This window comes from Pseudodonghicola xiamenensis DSM 18339 (genome assembly GCF_000429365.1).
GTDB lineage: Bacteria > Pseudomonadota > Alphaproteobacteria > Rhodobacterales > Rhodobacteraceae > Pseudodonghicola > Pseudodonghicola xiamenensis.
Window position 1 is genome coordinate 358245 of the sequence record NZ_AUBS01000001.1, and the last position, 23959, is coordinate 382203.

Sequence of the window (23959 nt, forward strand, 5' to 3'; positions counted from 1 at the left end):
GCTGGGATGCTGTCCGCTTTCCCCGTCAGCCCCAAGAAAGGACCGCAGAATGACCCCGCCCAACGATTTTGCCCTGGCAGACACCGCGCCGCTGACCGAAGCCGAGTATCTGGCAAGGGTGCGCGCCGCCCAGGCGGCGATCTGGCCCAGGGAGGTGCCGACCGAGCCGTTCTATCCGCATGGTGAGGTCGGCATCACCGATTACCTGCGCGCCTGGGCCGCGGTGCAGCCGGACAAGGTGCTTTACAATTTCTACGGCGGCACCCTGACCTATGGCGAGATGGACCGGCTGTCGGATCGCTTTGCTGCGCGTCTGGCCGCCGACGGCGTAAAGCCGGGCGACCGGGTGGCGGTGCTGATGGGTAATTGCCCGCAATTCGCCATCGCCTTCTTTGGTATCCTCAAGGCCGGCGCCGTGCATGTGCCGGTGAACCCGATGTTCCGCGAGGCGGAGCTGATCTATGAGCTGAACGACGCGGATGCTGAGATCATCCTGGCCGCCGACATCCTGGTGCCGCTGGTCATGGCGGTGCGCGATCAGGTCACCCTGCGCAAGATCTATTCGACCGGCATGGCCGACTGGATCCCCGCGACCCCGGCCTTCCATTGTCCGGCCTCGATCACGTCGGGCGAGGTAACGCCGGAGGGGACCGAGGATTTCATCAAGGCCCTGGAGGCCTGCGACGCCCCGGTGCCGCAGATTGCAACCGATCTGGATGCGGTGGCGGCGCTGAACTATACCGGCGGCACCACTGGCATGCCGAAGGGCTGTGTCCATACCCAGCGGCATATGATCTATACCGCAGCCACCACCTGCACCATGGGGGCAGAGCTGACGCAGGACAACGTGGCGATCTGCTTCCATCCGCTGTTCTGGATCGCGGGAGAGGACATGGGGCTGCTGTTCCCGGTCTTCTCGGGCTGCACCTGCATCCTGCTGGGCCGCTGGGACGTGGTCAGCTTCATGTCCGCTGTCGACCGGCTGAAACCCGATCAGGCGAGCTTGCTGGTCGACAACGCGGTCGAGGTGCTGGAGCATCCCGAGGCCAGCCGCTACGATCTGGGTTCGATCAAGACCACGCGGGTATCCTCCTTCGTCAAGAAGCTGAACCACGACTATCGCACCCGCTGGTTCGAGCGCACTGGGTCGATCATGGCCGAAGCCGCTTGGGGTATGACCGAAACCCATACCTGCGACACCTTCACCACCGGCTTTCAGCACGACGATTGGGATCTGGACCAGCAGCCGGTCTTCGTGGGCATGCCTTGCCCGGGGACCGAGTTCAAGATTTGCGACTTCGACACCGGCGCGCTGATGCCGCTGGGGGCTGAGGGCGAGATCTGCGTGCGCTCGCCCTCGCTGCTGAGCTCCTATTGGAACAAGCCCGAGGCGACGGCGGATCTAATGCGGGGCGGCTGGCTGCATACCGGGGACATCGGCGTGCTCGATGACAACGGGCTGCTGCATTTCCTCGGCCGCCGGAAAGAGATGCTCAAGGTCAAGGGCATGTCGGTCTTCCCGGCCGAGCTTGAGGCGATGCTGGGCCGGCATCCGGCGATAATCGGCTCGGGCGTGATCGGGCGCCCTGATGCCGACAAGGGGCAGGTGCCGGTGGCCTTCGTGACGCTCGCCGAGGGCAAGGAGGCCACCGCGGTCGAGATCGAGGCCTGGTGCGCCGATGAGATGGCCATCTACAAACGCCCGGAGGTCCGCATCGTCGCGACCCTGCCGATGACCGCCACGGGCAAGGTGAAGAAGGACGAACTGGCCAAGCTTCTGTAAGCGCCGGCCGGGAGGGGACAAGAATGACGACGACAGTGAAGACGATCCTGATCGCCAACCGGGGCGAGATCGCGTTGCGGATCGCCGATGCGGTGGCCGGGCTGGGGATGGAGCCGGTGGCGCTCTATTCCGAGGACGACGCCGAGGCGCTGCATGTGTTGCGCGCGCCGCGTGCCATGGCGCTGCCGGGCAAGGGCGCGCGGGCCTATCTCGATATCGCGGCGGTGATCGCCGCCGCCCGCGCGGCGGGCGCCGAGGCGGTGCATCCGGGCTATGGCTTTCTGAGCGAAAGCGCCGAATTCGCCCGAGAGGTGGCGGCAGCCGGGATGATCTTCATCGGCCCGTCGCCCGAGGCGCTGGAGGAGCTGGGCGACAAGACCAGCGCCCGGCGTCTGGCGCAGAAGGTCGGCGCGCCGGTGAACCCGGGGCTCGACCGCGCCGCCGATCCAGCGGAACTGCTCGCCTTCATGGAAGGCTTGGGCGGTGCGCCGATCGTGCTGAAGGCGGTCGCCGGTGGCGGTGGTCGGGGCATGAGGATCGTCCGCGAGCCGGGCCAGTTGGTTGCCGCCTATGAGGAGGCCAGCGCCGAGGCGGAGGCCGCCTTCGGCAATGCCGACATCTATGCCGAACGTTTCCTTGAAAACGCCCGCCATATCGAGGTTCAGGTACTGGGGGACGGCAGCGATGCCGTGCACCTGTGGGAACGCGACTGCACCTTGCAGCGGCGTTATCAGAAGCTGGTCGAGATCGCGCCGGCCCCGGCGCTTGACCCCGATCTGCGGCGGCAGCTGCTGGACAGTGCCGTGCAGATGGCCCGCGCGGTGGGCTATCGCGGGCTCGGCACCTTCGAATATCTGGTGGGCGAGGGCGGCGCGCTGGCCTTTATCGAGGCCAATCCGCGGCTGCAGGTGGAACATACCATCACCGAAGAGATCACCGGCGTCGATCTGGTGCAGGCCCAGATCCGCGTCGTGCTGGGGGCGAGCCTGTTCGAACTTGGCCTGACCCAGGATCAGGTGCCTCAGCCGCGCGGACATGCGGTTCAGCTTCGGGTCAATATGGAGACGATGACGGCCGAGGGTGGCGCGCTGCCCGCCGGTGGCAGGCTTTCGGTCTATGAGGCGCCGGGTGGGCCGGGGGTGCGGGTCGATGGGGCGGGCTATGCTGGCTGGCGGCCGTCGCCGGCCTTCGACAGCCTGCTGGCCAAGCTGATCGTGCACGGCCCCGGGCATCTGGCGGATGTGCTGGCCCGCGCCCGCCGGGCGCTCGCGGCTTTCCGGATCGCGGGGGTGGAGACCAATATCCCCTATCTGATGGCGCTGCTGGACCTGCCGGAACTGGCCGAGGGGCGAAGCCACACGCGGATGGTCGAAGAGCGTGCCGCCGATCTGTTCGCCGCCGCCGGGCGGATCGCGGCGGACCGCGTCGCCACGGCCCTCGCCGCGCCGGAAGGGCTGGGTGAGGAGGCGCCGAAGGTGCTGGCCGAAGGGGTCACCGGCGCGCCGATGCAGGGCACCATCCTGGCGGTCAAGGCCGGCCCCGGCACTGCGCTGCCCGCCGGTGGCGCCGTGCTGGTGATGGAGGCGATGAAGATGCAGCACACCATCCTGGCCGAGGTGTCGGGGCGGCTGCGCGATATCTTCGTGGCGCCCGGTGATACCGTCTTCCTTGGCGATCCGCTCTTCGCGCTGGACCCCGACGAGAGCCTCGTCTTCGAGGCCGAGGAGGAGGAGGTGCGTGACCCTGACCACATTCGCGCCGATCTGGCCGAGTTGCTGGAACGGCGCGCGCTGACCCGGGACGCGGCGCGCCCCGAGGCGATCGCCAAGCGCCACGCGCAGGGCAAACGCTCGGCCCGGGAGAATATCGCGCAACTCTGCGATCCGGACAGTTTCGTCGAATACGGCGATCTGGTGATCGCGGCGCAGCGGACCCGGCGCAGCCTGGACGATCTGATCCGCAACACCCCGGCCGACGGGCTGATCACCGGCTTCGGTCAGGTCAATGGCGGGCTGTTCGGCGAGGCGGGCACCCGCACCGCGGTGCTGCATTACGACTATACCGTTCTGGCCGGCACCCAGGGCCATATGAACCACGAAAAGACAGATCGCATGCTGCATGTGATCGAGAAGAGCCGCACGCCGATGATCTTCTTCTGCGAAGGCGGTGGCGGTCGGCCGGGGGATGTGGATGTCAACATGATCTCCGGTCTGCAGGTGATGACCTTCGCGCTGCAGGCGCGGCTGTCGGGGCTGGTGCCGATGGTGGGCATCGGTTCGGGCCGGGTGTTTGCCGGCAATGCCGCACTTCTGGGCTGCTGCGACGTGGTGATCGCCACCCGGGATTCGACCATCGGCATGGGTGGCCCCGCGATGATCGAGGGCGGCGGTCTTGGCGTCTATCGTCCCGAGGAGGTCGGCCCCAGCGACGTTCATGCTGCCAATGGGGTGATCGACATCCTGGTCGAGGATGAGGAGGAGGCGGTCGAGGTCGCCAAGACATATCTGTCCTACTTCCAGGGGCGGCTGACCGACTGGCAGGCCCCCGATCCGCGCGCCCTGCGCCATGTGGTGCCGGAAAACCGGATGGAGGCCTATGACGTCCACGCGGCGATCGAGGGGATTGCCGATCTCGGCTCGGTGCTGGAACTGCGCGCGGGCTTCGCGCCGGGCATGGTCACCGCGCTGATCCGGGTGGCGGGCCGCCCGATGGGGGTGGTCGCCAACAACCCGCGCCATATGGCCGGCGCGATCGACACGCCGGGCGCAGACAAGGCGGCGCGGTTCCTGCAGCTTTGCGATGCCCACGATCTGCCGGTGATGTTCCTCTGCGACACGCCCGGCATGATGGTGGGCCCCGAGATCGAGAAGACCGCGCTGGTGCGCCATTGTTCGCGGCTTTTCGTGATCGGCGCCAATCTGGAGGTGCCGACCTTCACCTTCGTGCTGCGCAAGGCCTATGGGCTGGGCGCCCAGGCGATGGCGGGGGGATCGTTCCGGGCGCCGCAATTCGTCGCCGCCTGGCCGACCGGGGAATTCGGCGGCATGGGGCTCGAAGGCGCCGTTCGGCTCGGGTTCCGCAAGGAACTGGAGGCGGTCGAGGAACTGGCCGAGCGTCAGGCGCTGTTCGAGAAGATGGTCGCCAAGCTCTATGAACGCGGCAAGGCGATCAATACCGCCAGCATGCTCGAGATCGACGCGGTGATCGACCCGGCCGAAACGCGCGACTGGATTCTCTCTGCTCTGCAGGCCGCACCGGCGCCGCAGCCGCGCAGGGCCAAGAAACGGCCCTGGGTCGATCCCTGGTAAAGATGCGTCGGGCAAAATGGCTCCCCCGCGATGGCGCGGGGGGTGCTCCTTGATGCCGGTTTGCCTCTTCTTCATATTTCTCCTGCAGGTTGCATGACAGGAGTGCCCGGATGGGTTGACAGCCCGGGCCCGGGTATCGGGATATTACGGGGTGCCCGAAGGGCCACTGCACAGAGCCGGAGACCGCCGTCATGTTCATCCTGTCCCGTTTGGCCGCCGTTATCCTTGTCATCGGCGTTATGGGGGTGACGGGTTGCACCCGCTCGGCTGAGCTGATCGGGGTGGATAACAAGGCTGTGCCGGTGCTGAGCTTTGCCGAGGCTGCGCACCACAGGATCTACATCACCACCAGCCGGGCGCGATCGGACAGGGTCGGCGCATTCTATTCGGGAGAGAGATCGCAAAATCTGGGCCTGGCCTCGGTTCTGTTGACGGTGCCGCCCGATCACGTTCCCGGCGAGGTCGAGCGCCCCAAGACCCTGCCGCCCGACCCGCGCCGGGAGTTCGCGGTGGTGGAACCCGAGGTCTATGATCGGGAGCAGGGGTTCATTCGCGCTATCAACGCGGAGCTGGCAAAGCGCGCGCCAAAGGACCGGACCCTTCTGTTCTTTGTGCATGGCTATAACATGACATTGAGCGACGCGGTGCTGCGGGTCGGCCAATTCGTGCAGGATTCGGGGTTTGCCGGCGTGCCGGTGGTCTTTTCCTGGGCCTCTGCCGGGAGAGAGACGCTCTATGCCTATGATCTCAACAGCACGCTTGCCGCGCGTAGCCAGATCGAACAGGCGCTGGAAATAGTGTCGAGAACCAATGCCCGGGGCTTTGATGTCTTCGCCCATTCGATGGGCGGGTTCGCGATGATGGAGGTGATGGTTCAATCGGGCCTGTCGGGTATGCTCGACACCAGTGGCAAGCTCAACAACATCATGCTGGCGGCGCCGGATATCGACATCGACGTCTTTCGCAGCCAACTGGCACAGATCCGGGGGCAGGTGGGGAACATTTATGTGCTGGTGTCACAGGACGATTTCGCCCTGCGCCTGTCGCGCCGGGTCTCGGGTGGGGTGGTGCGTGTCGGCGCGGCCAACGCGGAGGAACTGGCGAAGCTCGGGGTGACCGTCATTGATCTCAGCCGGGTTCATGATTCCATCATCGGCACGCACAGCAAGTTCGCAGGCTCGCCCGAGGTTGTGCAGATGATCGGTTCCGCCCTGCGGCATCATGGGTATGATCAGCCCCCGCGCGACCCGAGCACGCTTGAGATACTGGAGGGAGTGCCGGTGTTGCGCGACTTTATCCCGGGGTGAATGCAGCCACCGGAAAGAGAATGTATGTGATTAGTTGACAAAAAAGCTTGGTATAAATAGGGTCGCGCCAATCGCATGCAGCAAGCCATTTCCTGCCAGTCAGCATGTTGTTCCGCATATCTGACTGACAGGAAAAACCATGGCTCAGACGATCACCATCGACGCCTCGGCGTTGACGACCGGATTCAATTCGAAAACCTATATCAGCGATTATTTCTCCTCGCTCGCCAGTTCCGTTGCCAAGAGCTTCTATGGTGGCGAGCCTGATTCCGCCTTTGGCGGCACCTATTACATGAACGGTTCGCAGGTGGTGTTCAGCTATGCTGACGGCGAAGAGACCCCGCTGGCGTCGACGATCATCATGGAAGGCGACGGACTGGCCTATGACTTCATCCACAATGGATCGGAATATGGCCATGGCATCACCGGAGCGGTCGATGCGCTGGTCTTCGGCGATTGGGTCGATGGGGTGACCTCGGGCACCCAGGGCATCGGCGAAGAGGGCGCGGTGACCGGGCTTGACACCGGGCTGGTGATCGAGGGGCTCGGGCTCGACGTGGCGCCGGGCGGTGGCAACGATGTGGAGACCAATCCGGTCTATGCGGTCTATACCGCGCTGGGCACGATGGATGCCGCTCTGCTGAACAGCGTGCTCGATGATTACGCGGTCGAAATGTACGGCACCATTCACAACGACCGCCTGTTCGGCTCCGCCTATGACGACACTCTGGTCGGCGGCGCCGGCAACGACGTGCTGAAGGGCAAGGCGGGCGATGACCTGCTGCTGGGCGGTCGGGGCGATGACAAGCTGGTCGGCGGCAAGGGCAATGACACGCTGATCGGCGGCGCTGGCGACGATATCCTCAAGGGCGGCAAGGGCAACGACACTCTGACCGGCGGCGCTGGTGAGGATACCTTTGTGATCGTTTCGGGCGGTGCCCGCAACATTGACACCATCACCGACTTCACCATTGGTGAAGATGTGATCGACGTCACCGCGCTGGAACTGGGCGCTGCCAGCGATTTCACGGCATCGGAAACCGACGCTGGTCTGGTGCTGAGCGCGGAAGGGGCGACCATCGTGCTCGAGAACCTGACCTCGGCCGATCTGTCGGATGACATGTTCCTGTTCTGACAGGCCTTCTTGACCAAAACGGCCGGGCGACCCGCTGAGTTGTTGCCCGGCCCTTTCCAGTTCTCCCCCCTCACTCTCTCCCGCCCGAGGCATCCCCATGTCCCACCCAATACGTGCCGCACTGGCCGTAACCAGTCTTGTTATGTCTCCTCTTGCCGTTCGATCGCAGGAGGTGATCGCGCTGGATGAGATCACGGTCGCGGTCGGGCCGGGGGCACAGGCGACCGCCTCGCAGACCACGGTCGGCGAGGAACGGCTTGAAACCGAATATCAGGGTGCGAGCCTTGGCACGGTACTGCGCGATATGGCCGGGGTCACCACCCAGGGTGGGGGCGGCGATGACGGCGCCGAAATGGCGGTGAATATTCGCGGGCTGCAGGATCATGGCCGGGTTGCGGTGACGGTCGACGGCATGCGGCAGAACTTTGCGCGCTCGGGCCATGGCGCCAATGGCACGTTCTCGGTCGATCAGGAGATGCTGCGCGAGGTGACGGTCACCCGGGGGAGCGGCGCCAAGGCCGGTGCCATCGGCGGCGCGGTGGAACTGCGCCGGGTCACGGCAGAAGATATCCTGCGTGAGGGGGCGAGCACAGGCGGCGAATTTCGTCTGCGCTATGGATCGCTAACCAAGACTCCCACGGTACATGGCGAGCTGGCGGCGAAACTGAGCGAGGCGGTCGACCTCATGGTGGCGGGTACCCATTCCGAGAAGGATGATTATACCGCCCCCGACGGAACCAGGGTCTATGCCGGGCAGACCAAGCGCAGCGGCCTGGCGACACTGGGCTTCAACACCGAGAACGGTCAGCGCTTCACGCTCAGCTACGACCGGATGGAACAGGAGTATTCCACCGGAGTCGCCGCAGGGACGCCGCGCGACAACGATCTGCGGACCGAAAGCCTGCGGCTGGGCTGGCAGGCCGAGGACCTGGCCGGCTGGTCTGTCGAAGGGGCGCTTTACAAGACCGACACCAAGCTGGAACAGCAATCCCTGAGCGCCGCTCTGACGCCCACCGGCACCGGCCGGACCTATGATACCAGCACCACCGGCCTGCTTCTGAGCGCACAGCGCTTTCTGATGATCGGCGGGCGCGATCACGATCTGACCGTGACCTTGGAGGGCTTCCGGGACGAGGCCGATGTGAATGATACCACGGGCAGCCTGACCCCTTCGGGGAGCCGGGATATCTGGTCGCTGGGGCTGGAGGATCGTTTCGAGCTGGGCCGCGCGCGGGTCACCCTGGGACTAACGGCGGACAGCTACAGCCTGGACAGCGATGACGGTTCCGCCTCGGGGCAGGCGGTGTCGCCGCGGCTGGCGGTCGATGTGCCTTTGGGCAATTGGGTCACCTTCCACGCCGCGGCCTCGATGGGGTATCGTCCGCCGTCGCTTAACGAAACCCTGGTCTCGGGCATGCACCCGGAGCCGGCGGATTTCGAGATCCGCCCCAATCCCGACCTCAAGCCGGAAAAATCGCAGGCCTTCGAAATCGGGCTCGGCTATGGGCGCGAGGGGCTGTTTGTCCCGGGCGACAGTTTTGACGTCCGTGCGACCCTCTTCCAGAACACGGTGCGTGACTATATCGGGCTGGAGCGGGTCGGGTCGCTGTTCGACAGCTATTATCGCTATAACAATATCGACAAGGTTCGTCTGCGCGGTCTGGAACTGGAGGCGCGCTATGATTCAGGGCAGATCTTTGCCGGTCTGGCCGGTCAGATCCTCGATGGCACCGACCGCACGACCGGAGAAGACCTTGACAGCACGCCGCCCGACCGGGTGGTGGTGACTGCCGGGCTGCGCAGCGCTGACCTGCGGCGCGAGGTCGGAACCAGGGTCACCTTCACCGACTCCAAGCATGGCGGCACGTTGTCTTCGGACGCTTGGCGGACTGTCGATCTCTTCTTCCGGCAGGAGATCAGCAAGAATGTCGAGTTCGGCCTGGCGCTGAACAACATCTTTGACGCGAATTACACCCCTCATCTCGATACCCAGCCTCAGCCAGGGTTCAACGCGCAGGCTTCGCTGACCCTGAGGTTCTGACCCGGGAACGGCAGGCGGAAAGGACACCCACATGACTATCACCATCAAACTGAAGGGCAACGGCGTCGACTTCAACGCTGCGCTCGATACCTTCTTTGAAGGCTTCACTCCCTATGGCATGCCGTTGTTCATGCCCGCGAGCGGGACTTCGAAGCAGATCGTGCATCTCGATACTCCGACTGCAGGAGAAGAGGCCGACACCCGCGCCGTGGTGCTGGGCGGGGACGATTTCTTCTATACCTTCTCGAACCATTCGGTCAGCGGCACCATCGACACGGTCGAACTGGGCACGCTGGGCAGCGCCTATGACAGTGACAGCGGCGATCTGGTGGTCAATGACGACGGGCTGGCCGAAATCGACGCGGCGATCACCCTGTCGGGGCTTGGCATTACCAACGAGGCCGGGGTGAAGGGCGATGTGCACGAGATCGTCGCCGGGCTGATGGGGGGCGGACCGGATGGCACCTCGGTCGATGCCGCACCGCTGCTGGACGCGCTCTGGGGCGAGGGCCACGATTTCTATGGCACCGCCGGAGCCGATACCTACCGGGGCACCGACTATGACGACGTCGTTCGTGGTGGGGCAGGCAATGACAAGCTCTTTGGCGGCAAGGGCGACGACAAGCTGATCGGCGGCGCCGGCAAGGACACGCTCAATGGCGGTGCCGGCAACGACACGCTGATTGGCGGGGGTGGCCGGGACAAGCTTGTCGGTGGCGCCGGCGACGATGTGCTGAAGGGCGGCGGCGGGCGCGACAGGCTGATTGGTGGGGCCGGCGACGACCGGCTCGACGGTGGCAAGGGGGCTGACGTGCTGACCGGGGGCAAGGGGGCGGACACCTTCATCTTCGCCACGGCGAAACAGGCCGATGGCGACAGGATCACCGATTTCAGTTCCAAGCAGGGCGATGTGATCGACCTGTCGAAGATCGACGCGGATATCACCATGAAGGGAAACCAGGAGTTCACCCTGATCGGCGATGCAGAGTTTTCGGGCGCGGCAGGTGAATTGCGCGCCTGGCATGATGGCGACAACACGCTGGTCGGCGGCGATGTCGACGGTGATGGCATCGCGGATTTCACTATCACGCTGAACGGTCTCTATGATCTCGCCAGTTCGGACTTCCTGCTCTGATCCGACAGGATCGAGGCAGTCGTGACATTTTGCGCCGCGCCCCTGGGGGGGGGGCGGCGTCTTGCTGTTTGAAACGGGATCACGCCGCCAGGATGGCGCATCGGGCCGGGGCGGGCTGGTCGGTGCGATTGGGCTGAGTCGCTCCTGCCGTCGCCGCATGTGACGGGGGCAAGGGAGGTAATCACACGTTAAAGTGACACAGTATACGCTTGAATACTTCGTGATCCGGGCTACAACCTGCTAGCTTGGAAAACCTCAAGCTAAATAGCTAAGGGATTGATGCAAAATGCTTAAATCCGCAGCCAGAGCCCTTCTTGCCATCGTCGTCCTGGCGGTGGCTGGATTTGCTTTCTATGCATATCATTCATCTTTACCGGAAATGAGCGTGGCCGAACGGCCCCAATTTACTTCCGAACAGATCGAAAAGGGCCGGGTGCTTGCCGCCGCTGGCTATTGCGCAGAATGTCACACCCCCGCCGGCGGTGCGGCGTTTTCGGGCAATTATCCGATCGAGACCGATTATGGCGTGATCTACGGATCGAACATCACGCCCGACCCCGAAACCGGCATTGGCGCCTGGTCGCCCGAGGCCTTCCGCAGGGCCATGTGGCAGGGCGTCGATCGTGAAGGGCGGCATCTGTTCCCGGCGCTGCCCTACGATCACTTCACCAAGATGACCGCCGAGGATGTGGATGCCATCTATGCCTATCTGATGACCGAGGTGAAACCGGTTCACTCCGTCACCAAGGCGGCTGGCATTCCTTTCCCGCTGAACCAGCGTATCCTTCAGGCGGGCTGGAAGATGCTGTTCTTCAAGGAAGGGCGGTATGAGAATGACTTGTCGAAGTCGGAGGAGTGGAACCGCGGCGCCTATCTGGTCGAGGGCGTGACCCACTGCGGCGCCTGCCACACCCCGCGCAACAAGCTCGGCGCCGAGGAGGCGAGCCAGACCTTCGCCGGGGCCCATATCGACAAGTGGATCGCGCCGGCGCTGACTGCTGCCAACCCCTCGGCCGTGCCCTGGAGCGCATCCGAATTCACCCGTTACCTGGCCTCCGGCGCAGGCGTCTATCACGGTGTCGCTGCCGGGCCGATGGGGCCGGTGGTTCATGCCGGTCTGCGCGAGCTGCCGGAAAGCGATCTGAAGGCGATCGGGATCTATCTGGGCGATATCGTCGGCGCACCCGACAGCGATCCGGCGCAGTCTGCCGTGGTTCAGGCCAGCCTCGCTGCAGGCAGGCCCGATCCGGCCTATCGTCGCGATCAGGGGGAACGGCTCTATGCCACCGCCTGCGCCGCATGCCATTACAATGCAGAACAGGTGTTGGCCGGTCGGCCCGATCTGGGCATCAACTCGGCCACCCGGCTCGATGATCCGACCAACCTGATCCACGTCATGCTTGACGGGGTCAGCGCCGAAGAGGGCACCAAGGGGCTGGTGATGCCGGCCTTCCGCCACGCGCTGAGCGATCAGGAAATCGCCGCCATCGCCGCCTATCTGCGCGACGATCGCAGCAAGCTGGCCCCCTGGCCCGACCTTGACGCCAAGGTCGCCGCCATCCGCGCCGAAGCCACCCAGTGACGAGGGAAGCAAGATGATTGAATTCACGTTGAACGGACGCCCTGTCAGTCTGGACGTCGAGGCGGATACCCCGCTTTTGTGGGTGATCCGGGACGAGCTGGGCTATACCGGCACCAAATTCGGTTGTGGCATCGGCATGTGCGGTGCCTGCACCGTGCATGTCGGCGGTCAGGCGACACGGTCCTGCATCACCGAGGTCGGCGATGTCGCCGGTGCCGAGGTGACCACCATCGAGGGGCTCGATCCGCAGGGCAATCACCCGGTGCAACAGGCCTGGCGCGATCTGAAGGTGCCGCAATGCGGCTATTGCCAGTCGGGCCAGATCATGCAGGCCGCCGCCTTTCTCAAGGACATCCCCAATCCGACGGACGACGATATCGACGCGGTGATGACCGGCAACCTCTGCCGCTGCATGACCTACACCCGGATCCGCGCCGCCGTGCGCGAGGCCGCTGCGATGATGAGGGGGGAAAGCTCCAATGGCTAACGACATCTTCCGCGCCCGCCTGGGCGCCGCCGTCGATGACGGGCTGAGGCTGAACCGCCGCGGCTTTCTGATCTCTGCCTTCGCCAGCGGTGTCGCCTTCGGGTTCCCTGCCGCGTCAAAGGCCGCGATGGACCCTGCCGCCGCCGATGGCCTGCCGGTTGCCGCCGATGGCACCCCCTTCGCGCCGACGATCTGGTACTGGATCGACGACAAGGGCAAGGTCAACGTCCATATCATCCGGGCCGAAATGGGCCAGCATGTCGGCACCGCCATCGCCCGTATCCTCGCCGATGAACTCGGCGCCAACTGGGACGACGTGTCGATTGAACATGTCGACACCGACCCCAAATGGGGGCTGATGGTGACGGGCGGCAGCTGGTCGGTCTGGCAAAGCTGGCCGGTCTATCGCCAGGCCGGCGCCGCCGGCCGGGTTGCGCTGGCCGAAAAGGCCGCCGCGCTCTGGGGCGTCGATGTGGCCGAGGTGACGGTTGTCAACGGCCAGGTGTCCGCACCGGGCCACTCCGCCGGGTTTGGCGAACTGGTGGCCGAAGGGCTCGACCGCAGCTTTACCGAGGATGAGTTGAAGGCGTTGCCGCTGAAACCGGTGTCTGAGCTGACGCTGGTGGGCAAGGATGTCACCGCGCTCGACATCCCGAACAAGACCACCGGCCAGACCATCTTTGGCATCGACGCCAAGATCGACGGCATGGTCTATGCCGCCCCGATCCTGCCACCGACCCGCTATGGCAGCGAGATCACCGCGATCGACGACAGCGCCGCGAAGTCGGTCAAGGGCTATCGGCAGACGCTGAAGATCGACGATCCTTCGGGCACGGCACCGGGCTGGGCCATGGTCATCGCCGACAGCCAATGGGCCGCCTGGAAGGCCGCCGACAAGGTCAAGGTGAGCTGGACTGCAGGCGCTGCCGCGACACTGGGCGAGGCGGATTTCCAGAAGGAAAACCGCAAACTTATCGCGGATGCGGCCTCCGGCGCGGTGCTCGACACCGGGAACTCCGATGTCGATCCGGTGTTCTCCGGCGCCGCCGACACGTTCGAGGCGGAATATGACACCGCGACCGTGCTGCACTTCCAGCTCGAGCCGCTGAATGCCACCGTCTTCCGCAATGCCGAAGGCATCTGGGAAGTGCACACCGGCAATCAGTGGCAATCGCTTTGCCTGCCCTGGATCCAGCAGGCGCTGGAGGTGGGCGATGGCGAGGTCATCATGCGCACCTACATGCTGGGCGGCGGCTTCGGCCGGCGGCTGAACGGCGATTACGCTATCCCGGTGGCGCTGGCGTCGAAGGCGCTCGGCGGCAAGCCGGTGAAGATGGTGATGAAGCGCGAGGATGACGCGCGGTTCGACAGTCCGCGCTCGCCTTCCGTCTCGAAGATGCGGATGGCCTTCGATGCCGACAAGAGGGTCATCGCCATGGACAGTGCCGTGGCCTCGGGTTGGCCGACCAAGGTGATGATCCCGGGCTTCATGCCCAAGGGCACCAATGGAGAACCCTATGATCCCTTCGCCTCCGACGGGGTGGATCACTGGTACGAGGTTGGCGCGCAACGGGCGCGGGCGATTTCGAACGAACTGGCCGAAAGTGCCTTTCGCCCGGGCTGGCTGCGCTCGGTCTCGCCGGGGTGGATCAACTTCGCGGTGGAAAGTTTCATGGACGAGGCGGCGCGCCACATCGGCGCCGATCCGCTGCAGTTCCGGCTGGATCACTTCACCGCCGAAGGCCGCAACGCCGGCAGCGCGCCGGATTCCGTCGGAGGCGCCAAGCGTCAGGCCGCGGCGCTGAGCCGGGTGGCCGAGATGTCGGGCTATGGCCGCAGCGATCTGCCCGCCGATACCGCCATCGGCATCGCCACCACCTATGGCCAGTCGCGCGGCATGCCCACCTGGGTCGGCGGCGCAGCACAGGTGCATGTCGATCGCAAGACCGGCCGGGTCGAAGTGCAAAAGCTCTGGCTGGCGGTCGATTGCGGCATCGCGGTCGATCCCGACGGGGCGCGGGCGCAGATCGAGGGCGGCGCGCTCTGGGGGCTGTCGATGGCGCTCTACGAGGGGACGGAATTCGAGGCGGGCCAGGTCCGCGATCGCAACCTCAACAGCTACACGCCGCTCCGGATGATCGACGCACCGGAAATCGAGGTCGAGGTGATGGAAAGCACCGAGGCGCCGGTGGGGCTGGGTGAGCCCGGCACCACCGTGGTGGCCCCGGCCATTGCCAACGCGATCTTTGCCGCGACCGGCGCCCGGCTGCGCAGCCTGCCGATCACCCCGGACAAGGTTCTGGCCGCGCTTCAAGGCTGAGGCGCCCTCTCTCTCGGGCCAGTGCGGCCGGCCCTTCGGGGCCGGCCGTTTTCGTTTGCGGAAGGAACGCCAGGGTCTATTCGGCCGCGATGCTCTTGCGGGGGAGGGAGATGGCGCTCTCATGGCGGGATCGAATCGGCCAGTCCCAGTGGTCGCTTTGCGGCTCCTGCAATGCTGCGACATGGGCGGTGATCCGGCGGATCAGGGCGCCGTCGGCTTTGCGATCCAGACCAGGGTAAGGGGCGCCGTTATAGGAACCGTCATAGGCCAGCACGTCCTCGATCCGGCCGGTTTGGGCGTAAATCTCCTGGATCTTGCGACATTCCTTGACCGGTGCCTCGGCCTTCAGTGCGAACAGCACGGCAAGGGCGGCGCCGTATTCCAGTGCGTCGCTGGACAGGCCGTGCCGGCGCGCCATGTCTATGGTGCCGAAGATGCGTTCGCGGCGCTGCAACTTGCGCAGCGGGTCACGGCCCACCCGCGCCGTGGTATCCTTGAACGAACTGCGGCAACGGGTCACGAAGGTCTTTGCAAATCCCGGCAGCAAGGGTGCCGCCGCCGGAAACTCTGCCAGCAGCGCCGGGCGAACCTCATCTTCCAGCAACCGGTCGACCAGGGCCGCGACGCGCGGATCGCTCATGCCCTGGCCGATGGTGTCATGGCCCAGAAGCGAGGCGTACCAGGCGGTGATCGCATGGGTGCCGTTCCACAGCCGGTTCTTGATCATCTGCACCATATGGATGTCGTCGACGGTATGGATCTGACGCAGGCGTGACAGGATCGGGGCGCCGGCTTCGGCATAAAGCGCCATGTCAGGCTCGCTGTGATAGAGCACCAGATTGAGCTGATCGAGCGCCCGGGCGGTTTCGGCTGCCTCATGCAGCCGTTGTGCCGAGCGGGTAAGGCGGGCGGGCATCTCGGGTGCGATCTCTACGGGAGCCGGGGCGGGGCGGGTCAGCTCATCGAATATCTTCAGCTTAATCTTGGCCTGACGCATCACCGCCGCCTTGCTCAGCCGCGAGACGATGCGGTTCACCACGGTCTCGGGAATCCGCGTCTTGGCCATGATCCGGTCGCTCAGGTCCGGCGCCTCGGCGCGCAGAGCGGCTTCCACCACGTCGCGAATGAAGTGCGCGCCATGCACCTTGTTGACGATCGGCAGGATCACCAGATCATCGCCGCCGGCGGCGTGCCGCGCCAGCAGCCCGCGCGCGATCAGCGGCGCCTGCTGGCGGATTGCCCCTTCGGGCAGGCTGAGGCCGACAATCGCAGCCTCGCTATACATCCGGCAGATCGCCGCCTCGTCATCGCTGTCGATCAGCCGAATGGTGTCGATGGTCTGATCGAAGGCCAGTCCGCCGTAGCGCACGGTGTATTTCCCGAAGGAGTTCACCAATTCGCGCAGCACCGGATCGCCGGTGACACCGATGATCTCCTGCGGGCGGGTATAGCCATCCCAATGGGCGAAGATCTGCGCCAGATAGCCTCCGCCCATCGCGCCGAAGCCATGGATGCCGACCTTGGCCTCGTTCAGCGTGTCGGGAAAGGGATCTGTCAGCTTCGGGATGGGCAGCGCCGGGGTGGTCTGGCGCAGATCGTGCAGAAAGCCTTCCATCCCGTCCTCATAGCCGCGAAAGGCGCGGGCGCGGATATCGGGGTGCGGTGGTTTGATATCCCGGACATAGATCGGCAGCCCGCCAGCCGCGTCGGCCGCGCGCAACCCGTTTTCGCTGTCTTCCATGATCAGGCAGCTGTCCGGCGCACAGCCCAGATCGCGCGCCGCGCGCAGGAAGATCTCCGGATCGGGCTTGCCGTTCACCACCTCATCGCCGCAGACGGTGATATCAAAGTATTTCAACACATTGGCGTTGATCAGATATTCCTCGGCGATAGCGCGGCGGGACGATGTGGCGACCGCCAGCGACAGCCCGTTGCGGCGCAACCGTTCCAGCACCTCGTAAAGCCCGGGCTTGACCGGGACGCCATGACGACGGACATGCTCCAGTTCCAGCTCGTCCGCGCGTTCGCGGATGGCCTGATAGGGATAAGCGGCGCCGTTGTGGTCTTTCGCCAGTTCCTCGGCGCGCAGGGCGCTGAGCCCGAGTGATCCGATAAGGGTGGCGTCAGCGATTGGCTTGCCGGTCAGCTCGACCGAGGCCTGGCGGATGGTGTCGAACCGCAGGCGTTCGGTGTCGAACATCGTGCCGTCCATATCGAAGATGACTGCGTGTATCGGTTTTTGGCCGAACTGTATCATTCTGGATCCTGTGTTGCCTCATGTGGCTCCTCCCAGATCGTCTAGGGTGAGGATATGCCGCAGCCTTCTCCTCCAAGGCGACGGGGCCCTCGATGGATTGTCTTTCGGCCCGGCGCACGCGGGGGCGCATGCGGGGCCTGCCTGCGGGTGATGAATTGAGGACGGTCCAGGACCTGTCCTCAGGCAGAGCGATAGAGTGCAGGCAACGGGCGCGATAGGTGAACGGCCCGGGCTCCGCCCGTCGGCAAATGTGCCGAATGTGCCTGTTAACGGTAACGGGCAGGGGGAAACCTGTCAAACGACGGGCAGGGAAATCCCGGCGGCGGGCATCTTTCGGGGCCGGAGTGCCACAAGTTTGGGCACTGCGGCGGGATCAGGCGGCAGGAGGTTTTTCGATCACCATGTCATGTTCGGCGCGCCAGTTGCCGAAGACGTAGAGCAGCGTCGCCATCATCAGCGTCGCCACCAGAGCCGCGGGAAAGCTGAACCACAGCGCATCGACGCCCAGCCAGCCCTGCAAGCCATAGGCCACCCCCAGCCGCACCGGAAACATCGAGATGAAGAGGATGATCAGAGGCCAGAGCACCTGACCGTTGGCGCGGATGGTGGCGAAAAGCACCATGGTCACGCCGAAGGGGATGAAGCCCCAGGTGGCGAGCTTGGCGATATGGCGGCCGATCTCGACCGCCGCGGCCTCGTCGCCCAGAAACAGCCGCATCGCCGATCCGTCGGCCCACAGAAGCAGCGCCACCAGCCCGCCGGTCAGGATCAGGTTGAACACAATGCCCGATCCGGTGATCCGGCTGACCCGATCCCAACGTCCGGCGCCGATGTTCTGTGCCGTCATCGCGCTGACGGCCGCGCCGAGCGCCATCGCCGGCATCTGCACATAGGTCCAGAGCTGCTGGGTCGCGCCGAAGGCGGCGGTGGTGTCGATCCCCTGGCGGTTAACCAGATTCATCATCGCCAGCATCGAACTGGAGACGACGATCATCTGCACCCCCATCGGCAGCCCCTTGACCAGCATCAGCTTCAGGATCGCCGGATCGGGGCGCAGGTATTTCAGCTCCGCCCCGCGCAGCCGCAGCGGCAGGTCGCGGGCGTAGACATAGCCCAGCATGGCGACAAGCGCGGTGTAATTTGCGATCGCCGTCGCCAGGGCCGAGCCGCCGATGCCGAGGGTCGGGAAGGGGCCGAGCCCGAGGATCAGCACCGGGTTCAGCCCTATATCCAGAACCACCGCCAGCGCCATGAAGATCAATGGGGTGATCGCATCGCCGCTGCCGCGCAGCGTCATCATCAGCATCGTCATCGTCAGGATGGCGGGGAAGGCCAGAAAGGTGACACGCAGAAAGTCCCGGGCCAGGGGCGCGATCTCCGGCTCGGTTCCAAGCAGGTTCAGCACATGGGGCGCGACGAACCAGCCCGCCACCGCCAGCAGAAGCGCCAGAGGAACGAAAGCGCCGATGGCGCTGCCGGCGACCCGGCGCGCGGCGGCGATGTCGCCGCGCCCGACCGACTGACCGACCAGGATGGTCGCGGCCATGCCAAAGCCGAAGACGAAGGCAGTCAGCAGAAACATCACCAGATTGCCGTTGGTGGTGGCTGCCAGCGCATCGCTGCCCAGCAGCCGGCCGACCCAGACCGCGTCAATCGACCCATTGGCCGATTGCAGGATCGAAGACAGCAGCGTTGGAAGGGCAAAGGCCAGCAGCGTCGGGCCGATCGCCGCAGTGACCAGATTGTTCCGGGTCTTCAAGGGGCTGCCTCCGACAGGGATGCTGTTGGCGACAGGCGTATCAGTCGACGGCGGGCAGGTAAATCGCCGGTTCAGCGGGCAGGCCGGCTGTTGCCGTTCGGGGCCACGCGGGGATGCGGGTATCCGAAGACTGGCGGCGTGGGGGCCCGACCGGGACCGATAGGCCGGATGTGGCTTTCTCTCTGCCCTCCGCCCGGAACTGCCCTGTATCGCCACCTGTTCCGGGCCGGGCATGGGATAACGGCCGACAAAACGGATGGAACGACGACAAGCCGGCGCCGGTTGGAATAGGTTGGGGGGACCGAAAGACAGAGCGCATATCGAAAACACCTCATAAATCAGCCTTCCGCGTTCCGCGAGAAGGGCAAATCTATGACCACGGTGTCCGGACTCGACATGCGGGGCCGCATCTAAGCATTTCGGCGGTTTGGGTCGGAAACCGCCAGTCTTCGAACCGGTTCAGTTAGGGAAAGACCGGCGGGCCTGTCAAGGCGGTTTGCGCATCTCATAAGCCGCAGGGTCTGAGGTGGCCCTGGCTGGGCCAGATCGCGACCGCGAGGCGTGGGGCCGGGTAGGTGGCGCTGCGGGCGCGGAAACCAATTCGGGCTGTCACGGGGATGTCAAAATCGTGTGATTTCATCGCAAAAATCGGGGGTCGCGACAGTACGCCGCAGTGCAGAACCGACCAATCGGCCTTAGGCGCGGGGGCGTACCAAAAGTTCCGGTTTGCCGGCCCTCTCTCGCACTCTTGTTTGCCGGCGGCTCGGACAAGAACAAGAGGCTCGCCTTGCAACTTAAAAACCTCCTGCTGGCAGGGGTTGGCGCTTTTGCGCTTTCCGGATGTCAGTACCATGTTCTGTCACCGCAGGGATGGGTGGGGGATCAGGAACGCAACCTCCTGATCATTTCCACACTTCTCATGCTGATCGTGATCATTCCCGTTCTGGTGATGTCGGTCTATTTCCCGCTGAAATATCGCGCGGATCGGGCTGATACCTCGGATTATGATCCCCATTTTGAACACTCCACCAAGCTGGAGCTGGTGATCTGGGGCGTTCCGATCCTGATCATCATCGCGCTGGGGTGGTTCACCTATGTCTATACCCACCGGCTCGACCCCTATCGCCCGCTGGATCATCTCGAGGCCGGCAAGCCGGTCGAGGTTCAGGCGGTGTCGCTCGATTGGAAATGGCTGTTCATCTATCCCGAATTCGGTGTTGCCTCGGTCAACGAACTGGCAATTCCCGCAGGTCGTCCGGTGAACTTCAGCCTGACCTCCTCGACGGTGATGAACACCCTGTCGATCCCGGCGCTTGGTGGCATGGTCTATTCGATGGCCGGCATGGAGACCAAGCTGCACCTGATCTCGGACAGCACCGGCACCTTCGCCGGCCGTTCGGCGCATTATTCGGGCCCGGGCTTCGCACAGATGACCTTCGATACGCTGTCTATGAACGACAGTGACTTCAACGCCTGGATCGAAAAGGTTCGCGCCGAGGGCACTCCGCTGACCCGCGACACCTATCTGACCCTGGAGAAACCCAGCATCGCCACGCCGGTTCGCTACTACGGTACGGTCGAAAAGGATCTGTTCCAGCGCGTGGTCGAGCTTTGCGTCGAAGACGGCAAGGTCTGCATGGGTGAGATGATGATGCAGGACGAGATGGGCGGCGGCGGCATCGCCGGTATCCCGAATGCAGCGGCCTATGATTACGACCGCCCGCGCGCCATCGACGGTTTCGGCAATCCGATTGATCTGCCGTCCAACCTGCCGGAACTCGATACCCAGGCGTTCCTGTTCTCGCCCGACCAGATTTGCAGCGTCGCCGAACTCAAGGAGACGACCACCAATGTCAACTAACATGACACAACCCAGCGAGACGCTGTCGCCGATCTTCGGCCGCCTCAGCCTCGACTGGATTCCCTACCACGAACCGATCCTGATCGGCACTTTCGCGGGCGTTGCGCTCGGCGGGCTGCTGGTGCTGGGTCTGATGACCTATTTCCGCCTTTGGGTTCCGCTGTGGAAGAACTGGATCACCACGGTCGACCATAAGAAGATCGGCATCATGTATATGGTGCTGGGCTTCATCATGATGGTGCGCGGTTTTGCCGACGCGCTGATGATGCGGGCGCAGCAGGCGATGGCCGCCGGCGGCGCCGAAGGCTATCTGCCGCCGCACCACTTTGATCAGGTGTTCACCGCCCACGGCGTGATCATGATCTTCTTCGTGGCGATGGCTTTCGTCACTGGCATCATGAACTATGTCATGCCGCTGCAGATCGGGGCCCGTGACGTGGCTTTCCCGTTCCTGAACAACTTCTCGTTCTGGATGACGGTGGCCGGGGCGCTGCTGGTCAACATCTCGCTCTTCATCGGGGAATTCGCCCGGGTCGGCTGGCTGGCCTTTCCGCCCTTGTCGGGCTCGGCCTTCAGTCATGGGCCTGGGGTGGATTATTACCTCTGGGCGCTGCAGATCGCCGGTGTCGGCACGACCCTGTCGGGCATCAACCTGATCGCGACCATCCTGAAGATGCGCGCGCCGGGCATGAAGATGATGGACATGCCGATCTTCGCCTGGACCTCGCTGATCACCAACGTGCTGATCGTCATCTCCTTCCCGGTGCTGACGGCGACGCTGGCGTTGCTGACGCTCGACCGCTATCTCGGGTTCCACTTCTTCACCAACGACTTTGGTGGGAACGCGATGATGTACATCAACCTGATCTGGATCTGGGGTCACCCCGAGGTCTATATCCTGATCATCCCCTGCTTCGGCGTCTTCTCGGAAATCGTGTCGACCTTCTCGGGTAAGCCGATCTTCGGCTACAAGACCATGGTCTGGGCTACCGCCTGCATCATGGTGCTGAGCTTCGTCGTCTGGTTGCACCACTTCTTCACCATGGGGTCGGGGGCGAACGTCAACACCTTCTTCGGCATTACCACGATGATCATCGCGGTGCCGACGGGCGTGAAGATCTTCAACTGGCTGTTCACCATGTACAAGGGCCGCGTGCGGCTTGAAGTTCCCATGCTGTGGACCATCGGCTTCCTGATCACCTTCACCATTGGTGGGATGACCGGGGTTCTGCTGGCGGTTCCGCCGGTCGACTTCCAACTGCACAACACGCTGTTCCTGATCGCCCACTTCCATAACGTCATCATCGGCGGCGTGGTCTTCGCAGTCTATGCGGCAGTGACCTACTGGTGGCCCAAGGCCTTCGGCTTCAAGCTGAGCGAGAAATGGGGCCGTCGGTCGTTCTGGTTCTGGTTCGTCGGCTTCTATTTCGCCTTCATGCCGCTTTATGCGCTGGGGCTGATGGGGGCGACGCGTCGGGTCAACATGTACCCCGATGCCGGCTGGCAGCCGTATTTCATCGTCGCCGCCTTCGGGGCCTTCCTGATCCTGCTGGGGATCGTCTGCACCTTCATCAACTTCTACGTGTCGATCATGAACCGCAAGGCGCTGGCCTGTGGCAATGACCCTTGGGATGGCCGGACGCTGGAATGGGCGACCCAATCGCCGCCTGCGCCCTACAACTTCCCGCAGGAGATCCATGTGCGCGGCCGTGAGGAGTTCTGGCGGATGAAGCAAGAGGGCTTCGCCTGGTCCAAGGACTATGCGCCGATCCATATGCCCAAGGGCACCGCGACGGGCGCCCTTCTGGCTGCTGGTGCGCTGGTCTTCGGCTTTGCCATGGTCTGGTACATCTGGTGGCTCGCCATCGCCAGCTTCCTGGGCATGCTGATCATCGGCATCGGCCATACCTTCAACTACAACCGCGACTACTACATCCCCGTGGATGAGGTTGCCGAGACCGAAGCGAAAGGAGCCCTGGCATGAGCCCGCTCGACGCGACCCGGACCCCTGCTTCGGGGGCCGGCCACGCCGTGACCGATCACGATCACGGCGGCCATCACGCCAGCCCGACGCCGATCGGGTTCTGGATCTACCTGATGAGCGACTGCATCATCTTCGGTGCGTTGTTCGCGACCTATGCGGTGCTGGGCTACGGCTATGCCGGCGGCCCGGGACCCAAGGACCTGTTCGAACCGGGCTTTGTCGCGGTGGAAACCGCGCTGCTGCTGTTCTCGTCCATCACCTTCGGGCTGGCGATGCTGCAGGCCGACAAGGGCAAGCGCGACGGCACGCTGATGTGGCTGGCCGTCACCGGGGTCCTCGGCCTGGGCTTCATCGCAATGGAAGTCTACGAGTTCCGCCACCTGGTCCATATCGGTGCCGGTCCTGACCGTTCGGCCTTCCTGTCGGCCTTCTTCGCGCTGGTCGGCACCCACGGTCTGCACGTGACCGCCGGCACCATCTGGCTGGTGACGCTGATGGTGCAGATCGGCATGCATGGGCTGATTGGTGCCAACATGCGGCGTCTGGGGACGCTCAGCATGTTCTGGCACTTCCTCGACCTGATCTGGATCGGGGTCTTCTCCTTCGTCTATCTGGTGAGGTTGGTCTGATGAGCGAACATTCCCAACACGGTAGCCATGGCACCATGGGCCGGCTGATGGTCGGCTTCGCGCTGGCCGCGATCCTGACCATCATTCCCTTCGCCCTGGTGATGGGCGAGGTCGAGATGGAGCGGACCACGCTGATCGGCATCATCATGGGCCTGGGCGCGGTGCAGATCATCGTGCATCTGGTCTACTTCCTGCATGTCAGCGGTGACTCGGAAGAGGGCTGGACGCTCGGCTCGACGCTGCTGGCATTGATCATCCTAGGTATCGTTCTGGCCGGCTCGCTCTGGGTCATGCACAATATGAACGAGAACATGATGCCCCAACATGATATGGACAAGATGATGAACCTTCAGTCCCAACAGGGCTGAACC

15 protein-coding genes are annotated in these 23959 nt (G+C 64.2%); 13 read left to right on the forward strand and 2 right to left on the reverse strand.

Annotated features, from left to right (window positions below):
* Positions 1-49 precede the first annotated feature (49 nt).
* The 9 genes from G455_RS0101720 (at position 50) to G455_RS0101760 (ending at position 15098) form a co-directional block, all read left to right on the forward strand.
* A complete protein-coding gene (locus G455_RS0101720) occupies positions 50-1783 on the forward strand; it encodes an AMP-binding protein (protein ID WP_051312093.1) in 1734 nt (577 codons plus the stop codon).
* 23 nt (positions 1784-1806) lie between these two features.
* A complete protein-coding gene (locus tag G455_RS0101725) occupies positions 1807-5091 on the forward strand; it encodes an acetyl-CoA carboxylase family protein (RefSeq protein ID WP_028092092.1) in 3285 nt (1094 codons plus the stop codon).
* Between the two features lie 191 nt (positions 5092-5282).
* Positions 5283-6398, forward strand: a complete 1116-nt coding sequence (locus G455_RS23095) for an alpha/beta hydrolase (RefSeq protein ID WP_035365897.1) — start codon at positions 5283-5285, stop codon at positions 6396-6398.
* Positions 6399-6537: 139 nt separating this feature from the next.
* Positions 6538-7533, forward strand: coding sequence for a calcium-binding protein (locus tag G455_RS25445; protein WP_051312094.1), 996 nt, complete (start codon positions 6538-6540; stop codon positions 7531-7533).
* A gap of 142 nt (positions 7534-7675) precedes the next feature.
* Positions 7676-9574 (forward strand): TonB-dependent receptor domain-containing protein, encoded by a 1899-nt coding sequence (locus G455_RS0101740; RefSeq protein ID WP_161629381.1) that lies wholly within the window; start codon positions 7676-7678, stop codon positions 9572-9574.
* A 31-nt stretch (positions 9575-9605) separates the two neighbouring features.
* Complete coding sequence (locus G455_RS25450; RefSeq protein WP_051312095.1) at positions 9606-10709, forward strand: calcium-binding protein; 1104 nt, start codon at positions 9606-9608, stop codon at positions 10707-10709.
* Positions 10710-11094: 385 nt separating this feature from the next.
* Entirely contained in the window at positions 11095-12291 is a 1197-nt protein-coding gene (locus G455_RS0101750; protein ID WP_205620448.1) for a cytochrome c, read from the forward strand.
* 13 nt (positions 12292-12304) lie between these two features.
* Entirely contained in the window at positions 12305-12778 is a 474-nt protein-coding gene (locus G455_RS0101755) for a (2Fe-2S)-binding protein (protein ID WP_028092095.1), read from the forward strand.
* Positions 12771-15098: a xanthine dehydrogenase family protein molybdopterin-binding subunit gene (locus G455_RS0101760; protein ID WP_035365898.1), complete on the forward strand. Its 2328-nt coding sequence runs from the start codon at positions 12771-12773 to the stop codon at positions 15096-15098. The genes G455_RS0101755 and G455_RS0101760 overlap by 8 nt, the downstream gene beginning before the upstream one ends.
* A 76-nt stretch (positions 15099-15174) precedes the next feature.
* Here the strand turns inward: G455_RS0101760 and mtlD are convergent, their stop codons facing one another.
* Both mtlD and G455_RS23115 read right to left on the reverse strand, forming a co-directional pair.
* Positions 15175-17355, reverse strand: a complete 2181-nt coding sequence (gene mtlD, locus G455_RS23110; protein ID WP_051312096.1) for a bifunctional mannitol-1-phosphate dehydrogenase/phosphatase — start codon at positions 17353-17355, stop codon at positions 15175-15177.
* Positions 17356-17728: 373 nt separating this feature from the next.
* Positions 17729-19114: an MATE family efflux transporter gene (locus G455_RS23115; protein ID WP_051312097.1), complete on the reverse strand. Its 1386-nt coding sequence runs from the start codon at positions 19112-19114 to the stop codon at positions 17729-17731.
* A 787-nt stretch (positions 19115-19901) separates the two neighbouring features.
* On the opposite strand from G455_RS23115, the gene cyoA reads away from it, so the two are divergent.
* From cyoA to cyoD, 4 genes are read left to right on the forward strand one after another with little or no spacing between them, the layout of a single operon-like run.
* Positions 19902-20975, forward strand: coding sequence for a ubiquinol oxidase subunit II (gene cyoA, locus G455_RS23120; protein ID WP_051312098.1), 1074 nt, complete (start codon positions 19902-19904; stop codon positions 20973-20975).
* A gap of 1 nt (position 20976) precedes the next feature.
* Positions 20977-22959 (forward strand): cytochrome o ubiquinol oxidase subunit I, encoded by a 1983-nt coding sequence (cyoB, locus tag G455_RS0101780; protein WP_028092097.1) that lies wholly within the window; start codon positions 20977-20979, stop codon positions 22957-22959.
* The gene (gene cyoC / locus G455_RS0101785; RefSeq protein ID WP_028092098.1) at positions 22956-23588 is read left to right on the forward strand and encodes a cytochrome o ubiquinol oxidase subunit III; all 633 of its coding nucleotides are present in this window, start codon (positions 22956-22958) and stop codon (positions 23586-23588) included. Before cyoB ends, cyoC begins: the two co-directional genes overlap by 4 nt.
* Positions 23588-23956 carry a cytochrome o ubiquinol oxidase subunit IV gene (gene cyoD / locus G455_RS0101790; RefSeq protein ID WP_028092099.1) on the forward strand — a complete coding sequence of 123 codons (369 nt, stop codon included), beginning with the start codon at positions 23588-23590 and terminating at the stop codon, positions 23954-23956. The genes cyoC and cyoD overlap by 1 nt, the downstream gene beginning before the upstream one ends.
* Positions 23957-23959: the final 3 nt, after the last annotated feature.